This is a genomic window from Streptomyces sp. NPDC008001 (genome assembly GCF_042958085.1).
Taxonomy (GTDB): Bacteria; Actinomycetota; Actinomycetes; order Streptomycetales; family Streptomycetaceae; genus Streptomyces.
This window is the reverse complement of sequence record NZ_JBIBIZ010000001.1, coordinates 503467-521610: the sequence shown is the minus strand read 5'-3', so window position 1 is coordinate 521610 and position 18144 is coordinate 503467. Positions and strand designations below refer to the sequence as shown.

The 18144-nt window shown below is 75.4% G+C and carries 1 protein-coding gene (only partly in view); it reads right to left on the bottom strand.

Annotated features, from left to right (window positions below; translation table 11 throughout):
- Positions 1-18144, bottom strand: partial view of an SDR family NAD(P)-dependent oxidoreductase gene (locus ACFZCD_RS02190; RefSeq protein ID WP_391826934.1) — the 5' portion only. The gene continues 6318 nt to the left of window position 1, outside the view; 18144 of the gene's 24462 nt are visible here — the first part of the coding sequence; it begins with the start codon at positions 18142-18144; its stop codon lies beyond the left edge, outside the window.

Genomic DNA, 18144 nt, shown 5'->3' with positions numbered 1-18144 from the left:
GTGGGCGTTGGTGCCGGAGGCGCCGAAGGAGCTGACGCCGGCGCGGCGCGGGCCGGTGGCGGGTGCGGGCCACGGGCGCAGTTCGGTGTTGACGTAGAACGGACTGCCCTCCAGGGTGATGGCCGGATTGCTGCGGCTGAAGTGCAGCGACGGCGGGAGCTGTGCGTGCCGGAGTGCGAGGAGCACCTTGAGGACGCCGGCCACGCCCGCGGCGTACTGGGTGTGGCCCAGGTTGGTCTTGACCGATCCGAGGGCGCAGCCGCCCTCGGGCGCGCCGTCGAACGCGGCGCGCAGCGCCTCGAACTCGATGGGGTCGCCCAGCGGGGTGCCGGTGCCGTGCGCCTCGATCAGCTGGATGTCCGCCGGGTCGACGCCGGCGCGTTCGTGGACGCTGCGCAGCAGGCGTTCCTGCGATCCGGCGCTGGGGGCGGTGAGGCCGTTGGTGGTGCCGTCCTGGTTCATGCCCGAGGCGCGGATCACGCCGTAGACCTGGTCGCCGTCGCGCAGGGCGTCGGCCAGCCTCTTGAGGACGACGACGCCGGCGCCCTCGCCGGGCACGAAGCCGTCGGCGCGGGAGTCGAAGGTGTGGCAGCGGCCGCGCTCGGAGAGCATGTTCGCGCGCAGGGCGGACCGGTAGAAGATCGGCGTGGACTGGATGAACACGCCGCCCGCCAGCGCCATCGAGGTGTTGCCCTGGCGGAGGTCCTGGCAGGCCTGGTGGATGGCCACCAGCGAGCTGGAGCAGGCGGAGTCCACCGACAGGGCGGGGCCCTGCAGGTCGAGGAAGTAGGAGATCCGCGAGGCGATGACCGAGGAGATGTTGCCCCACAGGGTCTGCGGCGGGGCGTCGTCGCCGATCAGCTGCTGGTAGTCGCTGGGCGAGCCGCCGACGTAGACGCCGCAGCCGCGGCCGTCGAGGCGTTCGCCGACGTAGCCGGCGTCCTCCAGGGCGTGCCAGCACTCCTCCAGGAAGATGCGCTGCTGGGGGTCGGTGACGGTGGCTTCCTTGCCGGACATGCGGAAGAACCAGGCGTCGAAGCGCTCGATGTCGTCGACGAAGCTGCCGTACTGGCGCGGGGCGCCGGCCCCCAGCTCCTCGGCCATGTCCCAGCGGGTCACGTCGCCGACCAGGTCGTCGCCGGCGGCGAGGTGCTGCCACAGGGCCGCGGCGTCGGGCGACTGCGCGAAGCGGGCGGCGATGCCGATCACCGCGATGCCGTCGTCGGCCGGTTCGCCGGCCGGTGCCGCGGGGGCCGAGGGGCGCGCCGGGGCTTCTTGCGGGGCCGGGGCGGGAGCGGTTTCCCGGTGCGGTACCTGCTCCTGCTCCTGCTCCTGCTCCTGGTGCGGTTCGCCCAGGGCGCCGGACTCCTGCAGCTGCGTGCCGTACTGGGCGACCAGGTGGTCCGTCAGGCGGTCGAGCGAGCTGTGTTCGAAGAGGGCGGTGCTCGACAGACCGACGCCCAGGGTGCTGTTGACCGCGTCGACGAGCTTCACGCTGAGGATGGAGTCCACGCCGAAGTCGGAGAACGACGCCTGGGGGTCGATCTCGCCGGGCTCCATCATCAGGACGCGGGACAGCTCGGCGAGCAGGCGGTCGCCGACGAGGAAGCGCAGGGCCGACGGGTCCGGAGCCGGGGAGGGAGCCGGAGCCGGGGCCGGGGCGTGCGGCGCGCGGCGGGGCTCGGTGACCGGCACCGGTCCGGCCGCCGGGGCGGGGCGGTGCTGCCGGACGGGGGCCTCTGCGCCGGCCCAGTAGCTCTTGCGCTGGAAGGGGTACGTCGGCAGCGGTGTCCGGCGCACGTCGAGGCCGGAGAACAGCGGCGCGAAGTCCACGGCGGCGCCGTCGAGGTACCGGGTCGCGGCGTCGTCCAGCGCGGTGTCACCGCTCGGGACGCCGGTGTCGCTCGTCCCGTCCGCCAGCCAGCTCTCGATGCGGCGCATGAGCGTGACGTGGTCGTCGGCGGCGAAGGCGGCGCGGTGGGCGAAGTGGTCGCGGCCGGCCGCCAGCGTGTAGCTGACGTCGCCGAGGACGGCGCCGGGCGTCCGGCGCAGGTACGCCAGCAGGTCCTCGGCGCGCCGGCGCAGCGCCTGCGGCTGCTGGGCGGACAGGACGAACAGGCGGGCACCGGCGCCGGGGCGGCGCTCGGGACGGGCCGGAGCGTCGGCCACGACCACGTGGCCGTTGGTGCCGCTGAAGCCGAAGGCGCTCACGGCCGCGACCCTCCTGCCGTCGCTGTTGGGCTGCCACGGCCGCAGCTGCGTGTTCACATGGAACGGGCTGCCGGCGAGGCGGACGGCGGGGTTGGTGCGGTGGTGGTGCAGCGACGGCGGGATCTGCCCGTGGCGCAGGGAGAGCACGGTCTTGAGGAGGCCGGCCACGCCCGCGGCGGAGGTGGTGTGCCCGAGGTTCGTCTTGATCGAACCGAGCGCGCAGGAGCCCTCGGGGCCGGCGCCGGCGAACGCGGCGGTCAGCGCCTGGCACTCGATGGGGTCGCCGAGCTGGGTGCCGGTACCGTGCGCCTCGACCATGCCGATCTCGGCGGGGTCGATGCCGAACTCCTCGTGGACCCGGCGGATGAGCCGCTCCTGGGACAGGGCGCTGGGGGCGGTGATGCCGTTGGTCGCCCCGTCCTGGTTGACGGCCGAGCCGCGGATGACCGCGTGGATGTGGTCGCCGTCGGCGAGCGCGTCGGAGAGGCGGCGGAGCACCACCACGCCCAGGCCTTCGCCCGGGACGAAGCCGTCGGCCGCGGCGTCGAAGGTGTGGCAGCGGCCCGTGGGGGACAGCATTCCGCCCCGGTCGGCCGCCAGGTAGGTGTCCGGCGTGGTCTGGATGCTGACGCCGCCCGCGAGGGCCAGTTCGGTCTCGCCGCTCCAGAGGCTCTGGCAGGCGAGGTGGACGGCGACCAGCGAGCTGGAGCAGGCCGTGTCCACCGCGACGGCCGGTCCCTGGAGGTTGAGGTGGTAGGCGATGCGCGCCGGTACGACGGAGGGAGCGTTGCCCCAGGCCGCCTGGGCGGGCGGTGCGCCGTCGAACCACTGCGGGTAGTCCCCGCCGGTGCAGCCGACGTAGACGCCGCAGCGGCGGCCGCCCAGCGAGGCGCCCGAGTAGCCGGCGTCCTCGATGGCGGTCCAGGCCTGTTCGAGGAACAGTCGCTGCTGCGGGTCGGTGTAGGTCGCTTCGAGGCCCGTGAGGTTGAAGAAGCGGGCGTCGAACCGGTCGATGCCGTCGATGAAGCTGCCCGCGCGGCAGGAGAGTTCGTCCTCGCCGTAGCCGGACAGGTCCCACCGCTCGACGGGGCCGACCAGGTCGTCGCCCGCGGCGAGGTGCTCCCACAGGGCGTCGACGTCGTCCGAGCCGGCGAACCGGCCGCTGATGCCGACGATGGCGATCGGCTCGCGCTCTCCCGCGTGCGGAGCGCTCGCCGCTGCGGCTGCTGCCACGGGGGCGGGCGCGGGTGCGGCCAGGGGGGCCGGTGCGGCCGGTGCGGCCGGTGCCTCGGGAGCGGGCAGTACGGGCCGGTGGCCGTCGCTGATGTGCGCGGCGAGCTGCTCGACGCTGCGGTAGTCGAAGATGACGGTCGTGAGCAGGTCGAGCTGCAGCTCTTCGTTGAGCCGCTGGACGAAGCGGGCGCCGACGATGGAGTCGAGGCCGTAGTCGGCGAACGCCTGGTCCGGGCGGATCCGTTCGGCGGGCATGCGCAGGGCTTCGGAGAGCGCTGCGAGCACGATGTCCGCCACGGTCGCGGCCGCGACGGGAGCGGGCGCCGGAGCCGGGGCAGGGGCCTTAACAGGGGCAGGGGCGGAGGCAGGGGCAGGGGTCGTGGCCGGGGCGGGTGCGCCGGCTGCCGGAGCCCCGGGCAGCGTGCGCGGGCTGCGGGCGAGGCCGTCGCTGTGGGCCACCACGACCTGCTGGCCGAGCGCCAGGGCGTCCGCGGCCGGGTGGCCGACGCCGGTGAAGCCCTCCTGCTCCAGGACGCGCTGCCAGCTCTCCGGTGAGAGCGCGGGGCTGCCCGGTGCGCGCAGCTCGGCGTCGTCGTAGAGCCACCAGCCGTCGAGGAGGCCGAACGTGAGGTGGTTAATCAGGTAGAAGCCGCTGATCTCGTTGAGGGCCAGCAGGCCGTTGCCGCGCAGCAGTGCCTTGGCATGCCGCAGGGCGGGGCGGATGTTGTCGGTGGCGTGCAGGACGTTGGCCGCGATGACGACGTCGAACGCGCCGGTGTCGAGCCCTTGGAGGTGCGGGGGCCGGGCCGCGTCGAAGATCCGGTACGTGAGGTGGTCGCGGCGCGGCCCGAACGTGTCCTGGGCGTGCTGCAGGAAGGCCTGTGACAGGTCCGTGTAGCAGTACTCGGCCAGGTCCAGGCCGGCGCGGGCCAGACGGTCGAGGACGGGGCCGGTGGTTCCGCCGGTCCCCGCGCCGATCTCCAGCACCCGCAGCCGGGCGCCCGGGTCGGCGTCCTTGCGGGCGCGCAGGAAGGCGGCGACGTGTTCGGCGAGCACCGCGTTGAAGTGCGCGGCGACGCGGTTGTCGCGGTACACGCCTTCCACGAGGGAGAAGGATCCCTGGGGGAAGAGCACGTCGGTGGCGGGGACTTGGCCGCGCAGGATGCCGGGCCACGCGGGCAGGGTGCGGTCCAGGAGCTGCAGCGGTGCGCGCAGGTCGGGGTTGGCGGCGGCCCAGCGCGCCGCGTCCCGCTCCCACGCGGCGCGGCAGGCATCGGCGTCCTCGGCGGCCGGGCTGTGGCTGCTCCACCGCCCCTGGCCGTCGATCAGGCCGTGGTCGGTGAGGGCGCGCAGGGTGGCGGCGAGCCAGCCGTCGAACCGGGCGTCGACGCCGTGGCCCGCCTTCCAGTCGCCGAGGCCGTGGCGCGGTTCGGCCAGGCCCGTGCGGCGCAGCTCCGCGGCGAGCCTGCGGAGCAGGGCCGCGTCGATCTCGGCGGGCACGGGGCCCGCGTGGTGGTCGGCCAGGGCGGCGGGCAGGGCCACGGCCGCGGCGCCGTCGCGGGCCGCCGGGCCGTGCGGGTGCGCGGTGAGGGTCTCGCCGGTCAGCACCCCCTCGACGGGCAGGGGCCGTCCGAGCCGCATGAAGCCGATCTGGTCGAGGGGGCCCGCCAGGAGGCGCTCCAGGGCGCCCATCGCCGTGGCGGGCTCGATCGGGGCGAGCCCCATCGCGGTGACCTCGCGCAGCAGTTCGTCGGGGACGTTGCCCCAGTAGCCCCAGTTGACGACCTTGACGGGGCGGTTCAGCGCCCTGCTCAGGGCGGGGGCCTGGGCGTCCTCGAAGGCGCAGGCGGCCGAGTAGTGGGCCTGGTAGGGGTTGCGGATGAAGCTCACCAGGGAGGATATGAGCAGGACGAAGCCCGGGGCCCGGCCGGCGGAGTCACCGCCGAAGACGTCGGCGAAGTGCACGCACGGATCGGTCTTGGCCGCCAGCGTGGCCTCCAGCTCGCCCTCGCTCATGCGGGCCAGCGGGGTGTGGCTGAACACCATCGCCAGGTGCACCAGGCCGTCGATGCGGCCGTACCGGGCGAGGACCTCGTCCCGCATCCGGGCGAGTGCGGCCGGGTCCGAGGCGTCGGCGGACACGTACACCGGGGCGCGTCCGCCCCCGGCGGCGGCCCGCGCCGCCCGGTCCCGTACGGCCGTGTCCTCGGGGCGGCGTCCGACCCAGACCACGTGCGCGTCGTACTCGCGCACGAGGTACTCGCTGAGCAGCACGCCGAGGTCGCCCGCGCCGCCGATGAGGACGTACACGCCTCCGCGACGCAGGACGGGCCGGTCCGGCAGCGGGCCGGGGTCCACGGGCAGGAGCTGCCGGCGCAGCCACTGGCCGCCGCGGCGCGCGAGGGGGTGGGCGCGGCGGTCGGCGGGGAGGGCGAAGACCTCTTCGGCGACGAACGGTTCGCCGTCCGCCAGGTCGACCGCCCTGATGCGCCAGTGCGGCTGTTCCTTGGCCAGGCCCCCGATCAGGCCGTGCAGGCTCGCCTGGGCCGGGTCGGCGCACGCGCCGCCGCCGGGGGCGAACGCGCCGCGCGTCAGGAGGGTGAGCCCCAGCCGCTGCTCGTCCAGGCCGAGTGCGGGCAGGGCCTTGAGGACGCGGAACATCCGGCGGACGGCCGTGCGCTGCGCGGCGATCCGCTGCCGGGCGCCGGCATCGCCGGCCGTGGCGGTCGGGAAGTACATGACCAGGTGGTCGAACGGGCCCGCCGCGGCGAGTGCCTCGCGTGCCTCTTCGGCGGACGACGCGTCGGTCGTCAGCTCCACGGCGTGCGGATAGCGGGCGCTGAGCGCCGCGAAGTCGCCGGGCTCCAGGCCGATCGCCACCACGCGGGACGTCTCGGACGGGTAGGGGCTGCCGCGCAGCAGCCGCGCCGGCTCCCAGACGGGGTGCAGGGTGAGGTCACCGGCGGGGAGCTCGTGCGGGCTCGGCTGCCGCGGGGGCGCGGTCTGCACGGGCCCGGCGGGTACGGACTCGGGCTGTACGGGCTGGGCCTGTACGGGCTGGGCCTGTACGGACGCGGGTTCCGCGGGTACGGCCTCTGCGGGGGCGGTTTGCTCAAGCGCGGCCGTGCCCGCAGGTACGGCCTGGGCAGTGGTGGTCATTGCGGAAGCAGGCTCCTCGGCGGGGCGTGGTGCGGCGGTCTCGGGCTCCGCGGGCCGCGGCGCGCCCAGCGGCCCCGGCCCCGCAGCCGGCCCGGGGAGCCCGGGGAGCTCGGGGAGCCCGTCGGTGAACCAGTACCGCTCCCGGGCGAACGGATAGGTGGGCAGGCCGACCTTGCGCGGCTTCGGCCCGTCGGCGTGGACGCGGGCCCAGTCCACGGGAAGGCCACTGGTCCAGGCCTCGGCCAGCAGCGCCTGCTTCCCGTTCCGGACCCAGCGCACGACGGTCTCCTGGAAGTCCTCGTCCGCGACGAAGCCGTTGACGGCGCCGCCCCGGGCGCCGCCGGCGTTCAGGTACGCGCCGCCGGGCAGCGCGGCGCCGCGCGCACAGGCGTCGAGCGCGTCGAGCAGGGCGGGCAGGCCGCTCACCACGACTGCGAACCGCGCGGCCATCGCCTCGCGGCCGACCTGCAGCGTGTAGGCGATGTCGCCCAGGTCCTCGCCGCTCCACCCGCCGGAGCGCAGCGCGTCGCGCAGCCGTCCCGCGGACTCGCGCAGGCGCTCCTCGTCGAAGGCGGACAGCACCACGACCACGGGCTCGCCGCGGTGCGCGGCCGCCCGGCGGGTGCCGTGCCCTTCCGCGCGCTCCTCGGCGTACTCCTCGGCGTATTCCTCGACCAGGAGGTGGGCGTTGGTGCCGCCGGCGCCGAACGAGGAGACGCCGCCGAGGCGGGGCCGGCCCCCGGTCCGCGGCCAGGGCGCGGCCTCGCGCTGCAGGACGAACGGGCTGTCGGCGAAGTCGATCTCGGGGTTGGTGCGTTCGGCGTGGAGGGTCGGCGCGAGCGTGCCGTGCCGCATCTGCAGCAGCAGCTTGGCGAGGCCCGCGATGCCGGCGGCCGACTCCAGGTGGCCGATGTTGGACTTGGCCGAGCCGATGGCGCAGAAGTTCCGCGCATCGGTGAACTCGGCGAAGGCCGCCTTCAGCCCGGCGATCTCGATGGGGTCGCCCAGGGCGGTGCCGGTGCCGTGCGCCTCGATGCAGCCGATGTCCCGCGGGTCCACGCCGGACCGGCGCCAGGCGCTGCGGATGACGGCCGCCTGCGCGAGCGGGTTCGGCACGGTGAAGCCGTGAGTGCGGCCGCCGTGGTTGACGGCGCTGCCGCGGATCACGCCGAGGACGCGGTCGCCGTCGGCGACGGCGTCCGCGAGTGGCCGCAGCAGCACCGCGCCGACGCCCTCGCCGGGCACGTAGCCGTCGCCGCCCTCGCCGAAGCTGCGGCAGCGGCCGTCGCTGGAGGCGAACTGCCCCTCGCCGATCATCAAGTACTTGCCGGGGTGCACCGACAGGTTGACTCCGCCGGCCACGGCCGCGCCGCACTCCCCGCGCTCGATGGCGGCGCAGGCGAGGTGGATCGCGGACAGCGCCGAGGCGCACATCGTGTCGACGGTGACGCTGGGGCCGCTCGCGTCGAACCAGTACGAGACGCGGTTGGCGATGGAGGCCAGGCTGCCGGGCACGACGACCGGCTCGCCGCGCACGCTGTACTCGGCGCCGTGGAGCTGGTACTCGGAGTACATCGCCCCCACGAACACCCCGATGTCACCGGCGTCCTCGCCGGCCCGGGCGCGGGCCGCGGCGCGCAGGGCGTCCCGCGTGTAACCGGCGTCCTCGAGCGTGGCGTGGGCGCACTGCAGGAACAGCCGCTCCTGCGGGTCCATGGTGGACGCCGCCTTCGGCGAGATGCCGAAGAACAGCGGGTCGAACTCGTCGATCCCGTCGAGGAAGCCGCCCCACTTGCTGTAGGTCCGGCCGGGCACGCCGCGGCGCGGGTCGAAGTAGCGGCTGTGGTCCCAGCGCTCACCCGGGATCTCGGTGATGCTGTCCCGGCCGGCGAGCAGGTTGTCCCAGAAGGTGTCCAGGTCGGGTGCGCCGGGGTAGCGGCCCGCCATGCCGACGACGGCGATGGCCATTCCCCCGTCCGTCCCCTCGGTACGGCGGGCGTGGTGTGCTGCGACGGACGCGGGAGCGTCCGTCTCCTCAGCCCCCTTCATCTCCTCAGCATCGTTCGCCTCGTCCGTCTCGTCCGTCTCGTCGTTCAGGCCGACGAGGGCCGCGAGGGCGTCGGGCTGGGTGCGGAGGAAGTGTCCGACCAGGCCGTCGATCGTCCGCACCTCGAAGAAGAGCGTGCTGCCGACGTTGTCCAGCCCCTTGCGGACCGCTTCCGTCAGCTGGACGACGAGGATGGAGTCGATGCCGTAGCGGTCGAACGTCACGTCGGGCTTGATGTCGTGCACCGGCAGCTGGAGGGTGTCCGCGACCAGGGCGCGGAAGTGGTCGCGGGCCAGCTGGCGCAGGCGCTCCTCGCGGTCGCCGCCGCCGGTGCCCCGGGCGGGCGGCTCCGGCGTCGCGTCCGCGGACCGGGCCCCGGACCGGGCCGCGGACCGCGCCTCGGCAGAGTCCTCGGGAAGGTCGCCGGAAGAGGCCTCCGGAAGGGTTCCGCGGAAGGCGGAGGCGCCGTCCGGGCGCGGCTGGCGGACCTCGCCGTCGCTCTCGGCGACGATCACCTGCTGGCCGAGGTCGTCGGCGCCCTCGGCGGCGACGAACGCGCCGCGGAAGCCGACCTCGGCGAGGACCCGCCGCCAGCTGTCCGGCGCCAGGCCGGGCGAGCCCGCGATGCGCGGCGCCGGGTCGTCGTAGAGCCACCAGCCGTCCAGCAGGCCGAAGGTGAGGTGGCTGAAGAGGATGTTGTCGCTGAGCTCGTTGAGCAGGAGCAGGCCGTTCGCCCGCGCCGCGGCCTTGGCGTTGCGGAGGGTGGTGCGGATGTTGCGGGTGGCGTGCAGCACGTTGGTGGCGATCACGACGTCGTACGAGCCGGGTTCCACCTGCTGGCCGGCGAGCGGCTTCTCGGCGTTGAACAGCCGGGGGTCGAGGTACGGCGCGACGGCGCCGTACTCGCGGCGGGCGTGCAGCAGGAACGCCTTGGAGATGTCGGTGTAGCTGTACTGCTCGATGTGCGCGGCCCACGGCTGCAGGCGGCGGAAGAGGCCGGCGCTGGTGCCGCCGGTGCCCGCGCCGATCTCCAGGATGCGCAGCTTCGCGGACGGGTCGTGCGCCAGGCGGCGTTCGACGTAGGCGACGAGGTGGTCGGCGAGGACCTCGTTGAACCAGTCGGCGACCGGGTTGTTCTTGTAGACGCCCTCGACCAGTTCGAGCGAGGCGTTCGGGAACATCACGTCGGTGGCCGGGCGGCGGCCGGTGAGGATGGCGGGCAGGGAGCGCAGGGTCGTGTCGACGAGGTTCGCCTGGGGGCGCTTCGCCGGGTCGGCCGACCAGGGTTGCCGGGCCCGGTCCCAGTCCACCCAGGCGTCGGCGAGGGGGACGACCCGGGTGTCGCGGGCCGCGTACCGGTCCTCGCCCTCGCGGCGCAGGTGGCCGGCCTCGGCCAGGACGGTGAGGGTGTGCTCCGTCCAGCGCTCGTAGCGGTCCTCGATGCCGCCGGCGGCCCGCCACTCGGCGGCGGTGGCGGCGCGGTCGTCGCGGAACAGCCCGAGGGACTGCAGCAGTGCCCAGGTGATGCGGACGAGGGCGTCCTGCATGGAGCCGGCGTGACCGCCGGCCTGCTCGCGCAGCCGCCGGGTCGCGGCGCTCCGGTCGGGCCGGGCGTCGCGCAGTGCGCTGATCAGCGACGGGGCGGCGGCGGGCAGGCGGGTGAGGGCGTCGTCGCCGTAGAGGCCGTCGATGCTCCGGGTGTCGGTGGCCTTGAGCAGGGCGAGCTGGGGGTGGGGGGAGGCCAGCAGCGCGTCGAACGCCGCCATTCCCTCGGCCGGTTCGATCGAGCCCAGGCCCAGCCGGGCCATGCGCTGCCGGTAGTCGTCGGCGGTGACGATGCCGACGCCGGCCCAGTAGCCCCAGTTCATGACCTTCACGGGGCAGCCGAGCCGGGTGGACAGGTGCTCGGCGTAGGCGTCGGCGAAGGTGCAGCCGGCGGCGTAGTTGGCCTGGCCGGGGGCCTTGAAGAAGGCCTGCATGGAGGAGAAGAAGGCGACGAAGTCCAGCGGCTGGCCGGCGAAGGCGTCGGCGAGGTTCACGGCCACGTCGGCCTTGGCGGCGTAGGTGGTGCGGAAGGCGTCCTCGTCCATGCGGGCGAGGGTCCGGTCGCCGAGCACGATCGCGGTGTGGACGACGCCGCGCACGGGTCCGTACTCGCGGACGATCTCGTCGCGGGCGCGGCGCAGGGCGTCGCGGTCGGTGGCGTCGGCCCGGACGTAGCCGGGCCTCGGGCCGTGGGCCGCGAGGGCGTCCTGTCGTGCGGTGATGGCGGCGTCCAGCGGGCGGCGGCCGATCCACACGACCCGGGCTCCGTGACGGCGCATCATGTGCTCCGTCCACACGGTGCCGATGCCGCCGGCGCCGCCGATGGCCACGATCACGCCGCCCGGTGCGGGCGGGGCGGCCGCGGTGCCCGGCTCGGGCACCTCCAGCAGGCGCTGGCGGTACCACTCGCCGTGCCGGCGGGCCAGGGTCTCGCCGCGGGGGTCGGCGGGGAGCGCGAAGAGCTCCGTCCACGGCACGGGGGCGTCCGCCTCGATGTCGGCGACGCGGATGCGCCAGTGCGGGTACTCCTTGGCCAGCGTGCCGGCGAGGCCGTGGACTCCGGCGTGGGCCGGGTCGGCGGTGGTGTCACCGGGCAGCAGGCGCGCCTGCCGGGTGACGAGGGTCAGGGCCTGCTCGCGGGAGTCCGCGCCGCCGGCCAGGAGCGCCTTGACCAGGCGGAAGACGGCGTACGCGCCGTGGGACCGGGTGTCGTCCGGGTCGCCGTGACCGGCCGGGGCGAGCCAGACGACGTGTCCGGCGCCGGCCAGTTGCGCGGCGAGCGAGCCGGCCGGGTCGCCGGGCACGGCCGGGTCCAGGACGGTGGCGTCCAGAACGATGGCGTCGGGGTGGTGGCGGCGCAGCCCGGCCTGCTCCTCGGCGCTGCCGCCCACGAGGACGACACGGCCCTGCGGTACGGGCGGACGCGGGGTGTCCGCGGCGGGGAGGGCGTCCCAGACGGGTGCCAGGAGCGTCGCCCGGGGAGCCTCATGGGAGGTCTCACCAGTCGCGCCGGCCGCGGCGGTCATGCGGCGGAAGGCGTAGCCGCGCAGGCTCACGCTGGGGCGTCCGTCGTCGTCGTAGAGGTCGATGTCCACTTTGGTCACGTCCCGGTCGGGCGAGGGGGCGTAGCCCTCGGTGTGGCGCAGGTGGGCCCACATGCGGGTGGTGGTGGGGGCGAGGACGTCGGCGGCGTCCAGGGCGAAGGGCAGGGCGGGGGCGCCCGGTTGCTCGGTGAGCGTGCCGGTGGCGTCGCCGTAGAGGCCGACGACGGCCTGGACGGCGCTGTCGAGCATCGCCGGGTGCAGGGCGTATCCGCCGGCGGGGGCGCCGGCGGGCAGGACGAGCCGTGCCAGGACCTCGCCGTCGCCGACGGCCAGGGAGTCGATGGCGCGCAGGCGGTCGCCGTGGCGGATGCCGACGGCGTCGAGGGCGGCCCGGCACTGCTGCCGCGACAGGGTGCGCCGCCCCATGCGGGCGCGCAGGGCGTCGAGCGGTGCGGGCGCGGCCGGCGCGGGTTCGGCGACGCGGCCCCGGGCGTGGACGGCGGTGCCGTCGCGCAGGACGCGGAAGGCGTCGCCGTCGAGGTCGACGCGCAGCTCGGCTCCGGCGCTCCCGACGGGGAAGGGCTCGGGCCAGACGATGTCGCGCAGGCCGGCGGGGGCGAAGGACGTGCCGGTCACGGCGCGGTGCGCGGCCTCCAGCGAGAACACGCCGGGGAGCACGGCCCGGCCGTTGACGTGGTGGTCGGCCAGGAAGAACTCCTCGCCGTCGAACCGGATCCGGTACGCGGACCGGTCCGCGGCGGCCGCCTGGGCGGAGGTGTCCGCGGCGTCCGTGGTGTCCGTGGTGTCCGCCGCGTCGATCCAGTAGCGCTGCCGCTCGAACGGGTACGTCGGCAGCGGCACCTGGCGGCGTACGGCGGGCGCGAAGCTCTCCGTGAACCGGTCGGCGTCGCCGCGCACGTAGGCCTCGGCGAGTGCGGCCGGCGTCCATGCGCGGTCGCCGCCCGCGGGCCGCGGCTCCCCGGCCGTCTCGCCCTGGAGCACGGTGTCGCCGGCGGTGCCGGCGAGCCAGGCGCGCAGGCGGGCGGCGAGGGTCCGCAGGTCGGTGGCGACGACGGCCAGCCGGTGGGCGAAGTGGCTGCGGCCCGCGGCCAGGCTGTAGGCGACGGCGCCCGCGGGGAGGCCGGGTGCGCGGTCGATGCGGGCGAGGAGCCGTTCGGCTACGGCGCGGAGCGCGGCCGGCGTGCGGGCCGACAGCAGGAACGCGTACTCCCCGCCCGGGTCGGCGGCCGGGGGCGCCGGGTGCTCCTCCAGCACCACGTGCGCGTTGGTGCCGCTGGCCCCGAAGGAGCTGACGGCGGCCCGGCGCGGGCCGTGCGCGGGCTCGGCCCAGGGCTGCGGCGCGGTGGTGACGGTGAAGGGGCTGCCGTCGAGCGCGACGGCCCGGTTGGCCTCGCGGAAGTGCAGGGACGGCGGGATCTGCCGGTGTTCCAGGGCCAGCAGCGCCTTGATGACGCCCGCGATGCCCGCGGCGAACTGCGTGTGCCCCAGGTTGGTCTTGACCGATCCCAGGACCGCGCTGCCGGCCGGGGCGCCGTCGAACGCACGGGTGAGGGCACGGAACTCGATCGGGTCGCCCAGCTGCGTGCCCGTGCCGTGGGCCTCGACGAGCTGGATGCCGCCCGGTGCGATGCCGCTCCGGGTGTGGACGTCGCGCAGGAGCCGTTCCTGCGAGGCGGCGCTGGGGGCGGTGATGCCGTTGGTGGTGCCGTCCTGGTTGATGCCCGAGCCGCGGACGACGCCGTAGATGTGGTCGCCGTCGCGGCGGGCGTCGGCGAGCCGCTTGAGGACGACGGCGCCCGCGCCCTCGCCCGGCACGAAGCCGTCGGCGCGGGAGTCGAAGCTGTGGCAGCGGCCGGTGGCGGAGAGCATGCCCGCGCGGCCGGCGGCCTCGTACAGCCGCGGGGTGGTCTGGATGAACACGCCGCCCGCGATGGCCATGTCCGCGGCACCGGAGCGCAGGTCGCGGCAGGCCAGGTGCAGGGAGACCAGCGAACTGGAGCAGGAGGTGTCCGTGGTCAGGGCCGGGCCCGTGAGGTCGAGGTGGTAGGCGATGCGGGAGGCCACGACCGAGCCCATGGTTCCCCACAGCGCCTGCGCCGGGGGCTGCGCGTCCAGCCGGTCGTAGTAGTCCCCGGCGTAGCAGCCGACGTACACGCCGCAGTTGCGGTTGCGCAGCCGCTCGCCGGTGTAGCCGGCGTCCTCCAGGGCGTTCCAGCACTGCTCCAGGAAGATGCGCTGCTGCGGGTCCATGTACGTGGCCTCGACGCCGGAGATGGCGAAGAACACCGGGTCGAAGCGGTCGATGCCGCGGACGAAGCTGCCGGACCGGCAGGTGACGTCCGGGCCGAGCTCCCAGCGCGTCACCGGCTCGACCAGGTCGTCGCCGGCCATCAGGTGGTCCCACAGGGCCTGCGGGTCCTCGGCTCCGGCGTAGCGCGCGGCCAGGCCGACCACGGCGACCGCGTCGTCCTCCGGGGGCGCTGCCGGTGCGGAGGGTGCCGGGAAGGCCGCTGCTGCCGGAGGTGCAGGAGAGGCGGGAGGTGCCGGGGCGCGCAGGGTGTCGCCGTACGTACCGGTGATGAAGGTGTGCAGGCGCTCGACGGTGCCGTGGTCGAAGAGGTCGGTGGTCTCCAACCGGGTGCCGAGCGCGGTGTTGAGGGTGTGGACGAGGTTCACGCCGAGGATGGAGTCCAGGCCGTAGTCCGCGAACGGGCGGCGGCGCTCGATCTCCGCGACCGGCATCTGCAGGGCCTCGCCGAGGGCGTCGAGCAGGACGCGCTCGACGTCCTGCGCTCCGGCCGCGGCGGGCTCGGGCTGCGGCGCGGCGGCCGGCAGCGGGGGCTGCTCGGTCCCCGCGGGGCCGAACCAGTAGCGCGGGCCCGCGAAGGGGTAGGCGGGCAGGTGCACGCGGGCGGGCGTCGCCGCGCCGGAGTGCAGGTGGGACCAGTCCACGGGCATGCCCTTGACCCAGAACGCGGCCAGTGCGCTGCGGTCGCCGCCCGCGATCCACTGGGCGACGAGTTCGCGCAGCTCGGCCTTCTCCGCCAGCGCGGCCAGCGTCTCCCGGGTGGCCTTGACGCGGCCGCGGCGCCACGGGCCCTCGCCCTCGGGGTCGGCGAGGAAGCGGCGGAGCTGGTCCAGCCATTCGCCGGGCGTGCTCGCGACGAAGCAGACGCGCTCGTCCATGGCCTCGCGGCCGGTCTGCAGGGTGGCGGCGACGGCCGGCAGGTCGACGGGGACGCCGGTGCCGAGGTGGGCGGCCAGTTGCGCGGCCCGTGCGCGGAGGTCCTCGGCGGTGCGGGCGGACAGGGGCAGCAGGACGGGCCGGGCGGGGGCGGCGGGGGCAGCCTGTGCGGTACGGGCGCCCCGGTATTCGGCGACGATCACGTGGGCGTTGGAGCCGCCCGCGCCGAACGAGGAGATCCCGGCCGTACGGGGTCCGCCGTTCGCGGGCCGCGGCCAGGGGGCCGCGGAGGTCTGCAGGGCGAACGGGGTGGCGCCGAAGTCGATGTCGGGGTTGGGCCGTTCGGCGTGCAGGGTGGGGGCGAGCTCGCCGTGGCGCAGCTGCAGGATCACCTTGGTCAGGCCGGCGATGCCGGCGGCCGCTTCGAGGTGCCCGATGTTCGACTTGACCGAGCCGAGGGCGCACGGACCGGACGCGGGGACGCCGTCCGCTCCGGCCGCTGTCCCGGCCTCCGTGCGGGTGCCCGTGCCGGGGGCGAAGGCCTCGGTGAGGCCGTCGATCTCGACGGGGTCGCCGAGCCGGGTGCCGGTGCCGTGGGCCTCGATGTAGCCGATGTCGCCCGGGGTGAGCCCGGCCCGGTCGAGCGCCTCGCGGATCAGGGCCGCCTGCGCACGGGGGTTGGGCACCGTGTAGCCGTTGGTGCGCCCGCCGTGGTTGATGGCGGAGCCGAGGATCACCGCGTGGATCGGGTCGCCGTCGGCCTCGGCCTTCGACAGCGGCTTGAGGAGCACCGTGCCGACGCCCTCACCGGGCAGGAAGCCGTCGCCGCCCGCGCCGAAGCTGCGGCAGTGACCGTCGGTGGCGAGCATCCGGGAGCGGCACAGCTCGACGTAGGACGAGGGGTGCAGGTAGAGGTTCACACCACCGGCGATGGCCAGTTCGCAGGCACCGTGGCGCAGGTGCTCGCAGGCCTCGTGGATCGCGGTGAGCGACGCCGAGCACATGGTGTCGATGGGCATGCTCGGGCCGCGCAGGTCCAGCAGGTAGGACACCCGGTTGGCCAGGGAGGCGAAGGAGGTGCGCGGGGCGGGAGGCATGCCGTACGCCGCCGGCGGCCGGTGCCGGTCGAAGCCGGTCTTGGTGATCCCGGCGAAGACGCCGACGCGGGAGCCGTGCTGCTCGGCGAGGCGCTGCCGCGTGTAACCGGCGTCCTCCAGCACCGACCACGCGCTCTCGACGAAGAGCCGTTCCTGGGGGTCCATGTCGGCGGCGTCGCGCGGGGCGATTCCGAAGAACGCGGCGTCGAAGCGGGCGAAGTCGTCCAGGAACGCGCCCCACTTGCTGTAGCTGGCGCCCTGCTGCACGGCGCGCTGCGGGTCCGGCTCGTAGAAGCCGTCCATCGACCAGCGCTCGGCAGGGACCTCGCGGACACTCTCGCGGCCTGCGCGCAGGTTGGCCCAGAACGCTTCCGGGGTCGGCGCGTCGGGGTAGCGGCCGCTCAGGCCGATGACGGCGATGGGCTCGCCGACGCCGGCCGGGCGCGGCCGGGGCGTCGTCCGGGCGGCGGGGAGGGCGGGTGCCGGGGATGCGGCCGGCGCCCGGTCCCGGGCGGGGGCCGGGGTGTCGCCGAGCCAGCGGAGGCAGCCGTCCGGGTGCCGGTCGGCCAGGTGGCCGGCCAGCTCCTGCAGCGTCGGGTACTGGTAGAGCACGGTCTTGGGCAGGGCGCCGAACCACTGGGCGAAGCGGCGGTTGAGCCGGGTGACGGCCAGCGAGTCGATGCCGAAGCTGTCGAGCGGCGCGGCGGCGTCCAGCCGGGCGACGTCCAGCCGCAGGGTTTCCGCGACCAGTTCCTTCAGCAGGGGCAGCACTCGTGCGCGCAGCTCCGCCGTGTGCGCCGCGTCCTCTTGCCCGCGGTGCTCGTCCTCCCCGCGGCGCTCCTCTTCCACGTAGTGCTCCCCCTCCACGTCGCTCTGCCGGTCAGCGTCGTTCTGTCCGCCCGTATCGTTCTGTCCGTTCGCGTCGTTCTCTCCGTCCATGACCATCAGGTGCGGTGTGCCGAGCGCGAGCGCACCGTGCAGCGCGCGCAGCGCGGTGGCGGTCTCCAGGGGGCGGCCGAACCGGGCGGTGAGGGCGGGCAGTTCCTCCGCGGGGACGCTCATCCCGCCGTCCCGCCACAGCGGCCATCCGATCGACACGCTCCGGCCGTGGCGCTCCCCCGCGGCGGCCAGGGCGGCGCGGCGGGTCAGGTAGGCGTCGAGGAAGCCGTTGGCGGCGGCGTAGTCGGCCTGCCCGGCGTTGCCCAGCGTGCCGGCGCCGGAGGAGAACGCGACGAGGAAGTCCAGCGGCAGGTCGCGCGTGGCCTCGTCGAGGTTGACCAGCCCGGCGGCCTTCGGCGCCAGGACCCGCTGGGCGTCCTGGTGGAACTTGCGGATCACGTAGTCGTCGCTGATCAGGCCGGCCGCGTGGACGACGCCGTCCAGCCGGCCGTGGGTGCGCACGATGTCGCCGACCAGCCCGGCCACCGCCGCGCGGTCGGTGACGTCCACTTGCCGGTACGAGCTTCCCGGAACGGTCCCGGCCTCCGCGGAGCGCCCGCACAGCACCACCCGGGCACCGGGGGCGTGCCGTGCGATGTCCGCGGCGATCAGGCGTCCGGTGCCGCCCGCTCCCCCGCTGATCAGGTAGACGCCGTCGTCCTTCCACACCGGCGCGGCCTGCGCCGGCGGCGGGACGGCGTCCCAGACGCGGACCTGGCGTCGCCCGCCGGTGTAGCGCAGGTGGTCCTGCGGCTGCCCGGCCTCCGTGCGCAGCACCTCGGCGAGTTCCCCGGCCGGCGGCCACTGCGCGAACTCGATCAGCTGGCCGTGCAGGGCGGGGTCCTCCAGCGCGGCGGTGCGCAGCATGCCGAGCAGGCCGGCGTGGCCGGCGGGGCCTTCCCGGCAGACGACCTGGACGTGGCAGGGGCTGTCCGCCGGCTGGTTCAGCAGCCGCTGGAGCTCGCCGAGGAGCAGGGTCGCCGCGTGCTCGTAGGCCGCGGCGGGCCCGTCGTCGCGGCTGTCGGCCTGCGCGAGGGACACGCCGGGCAGGTGCCGGCGCAGGGCGGCGACGTCCGCCTCGGCGGCGTCGCACAGCACGACCAGCCGCCGGGCTCCTGCCGGCGCGGCCTGCCCTCGCGCCGGTTCGTCGCGCCACCTCGGCAC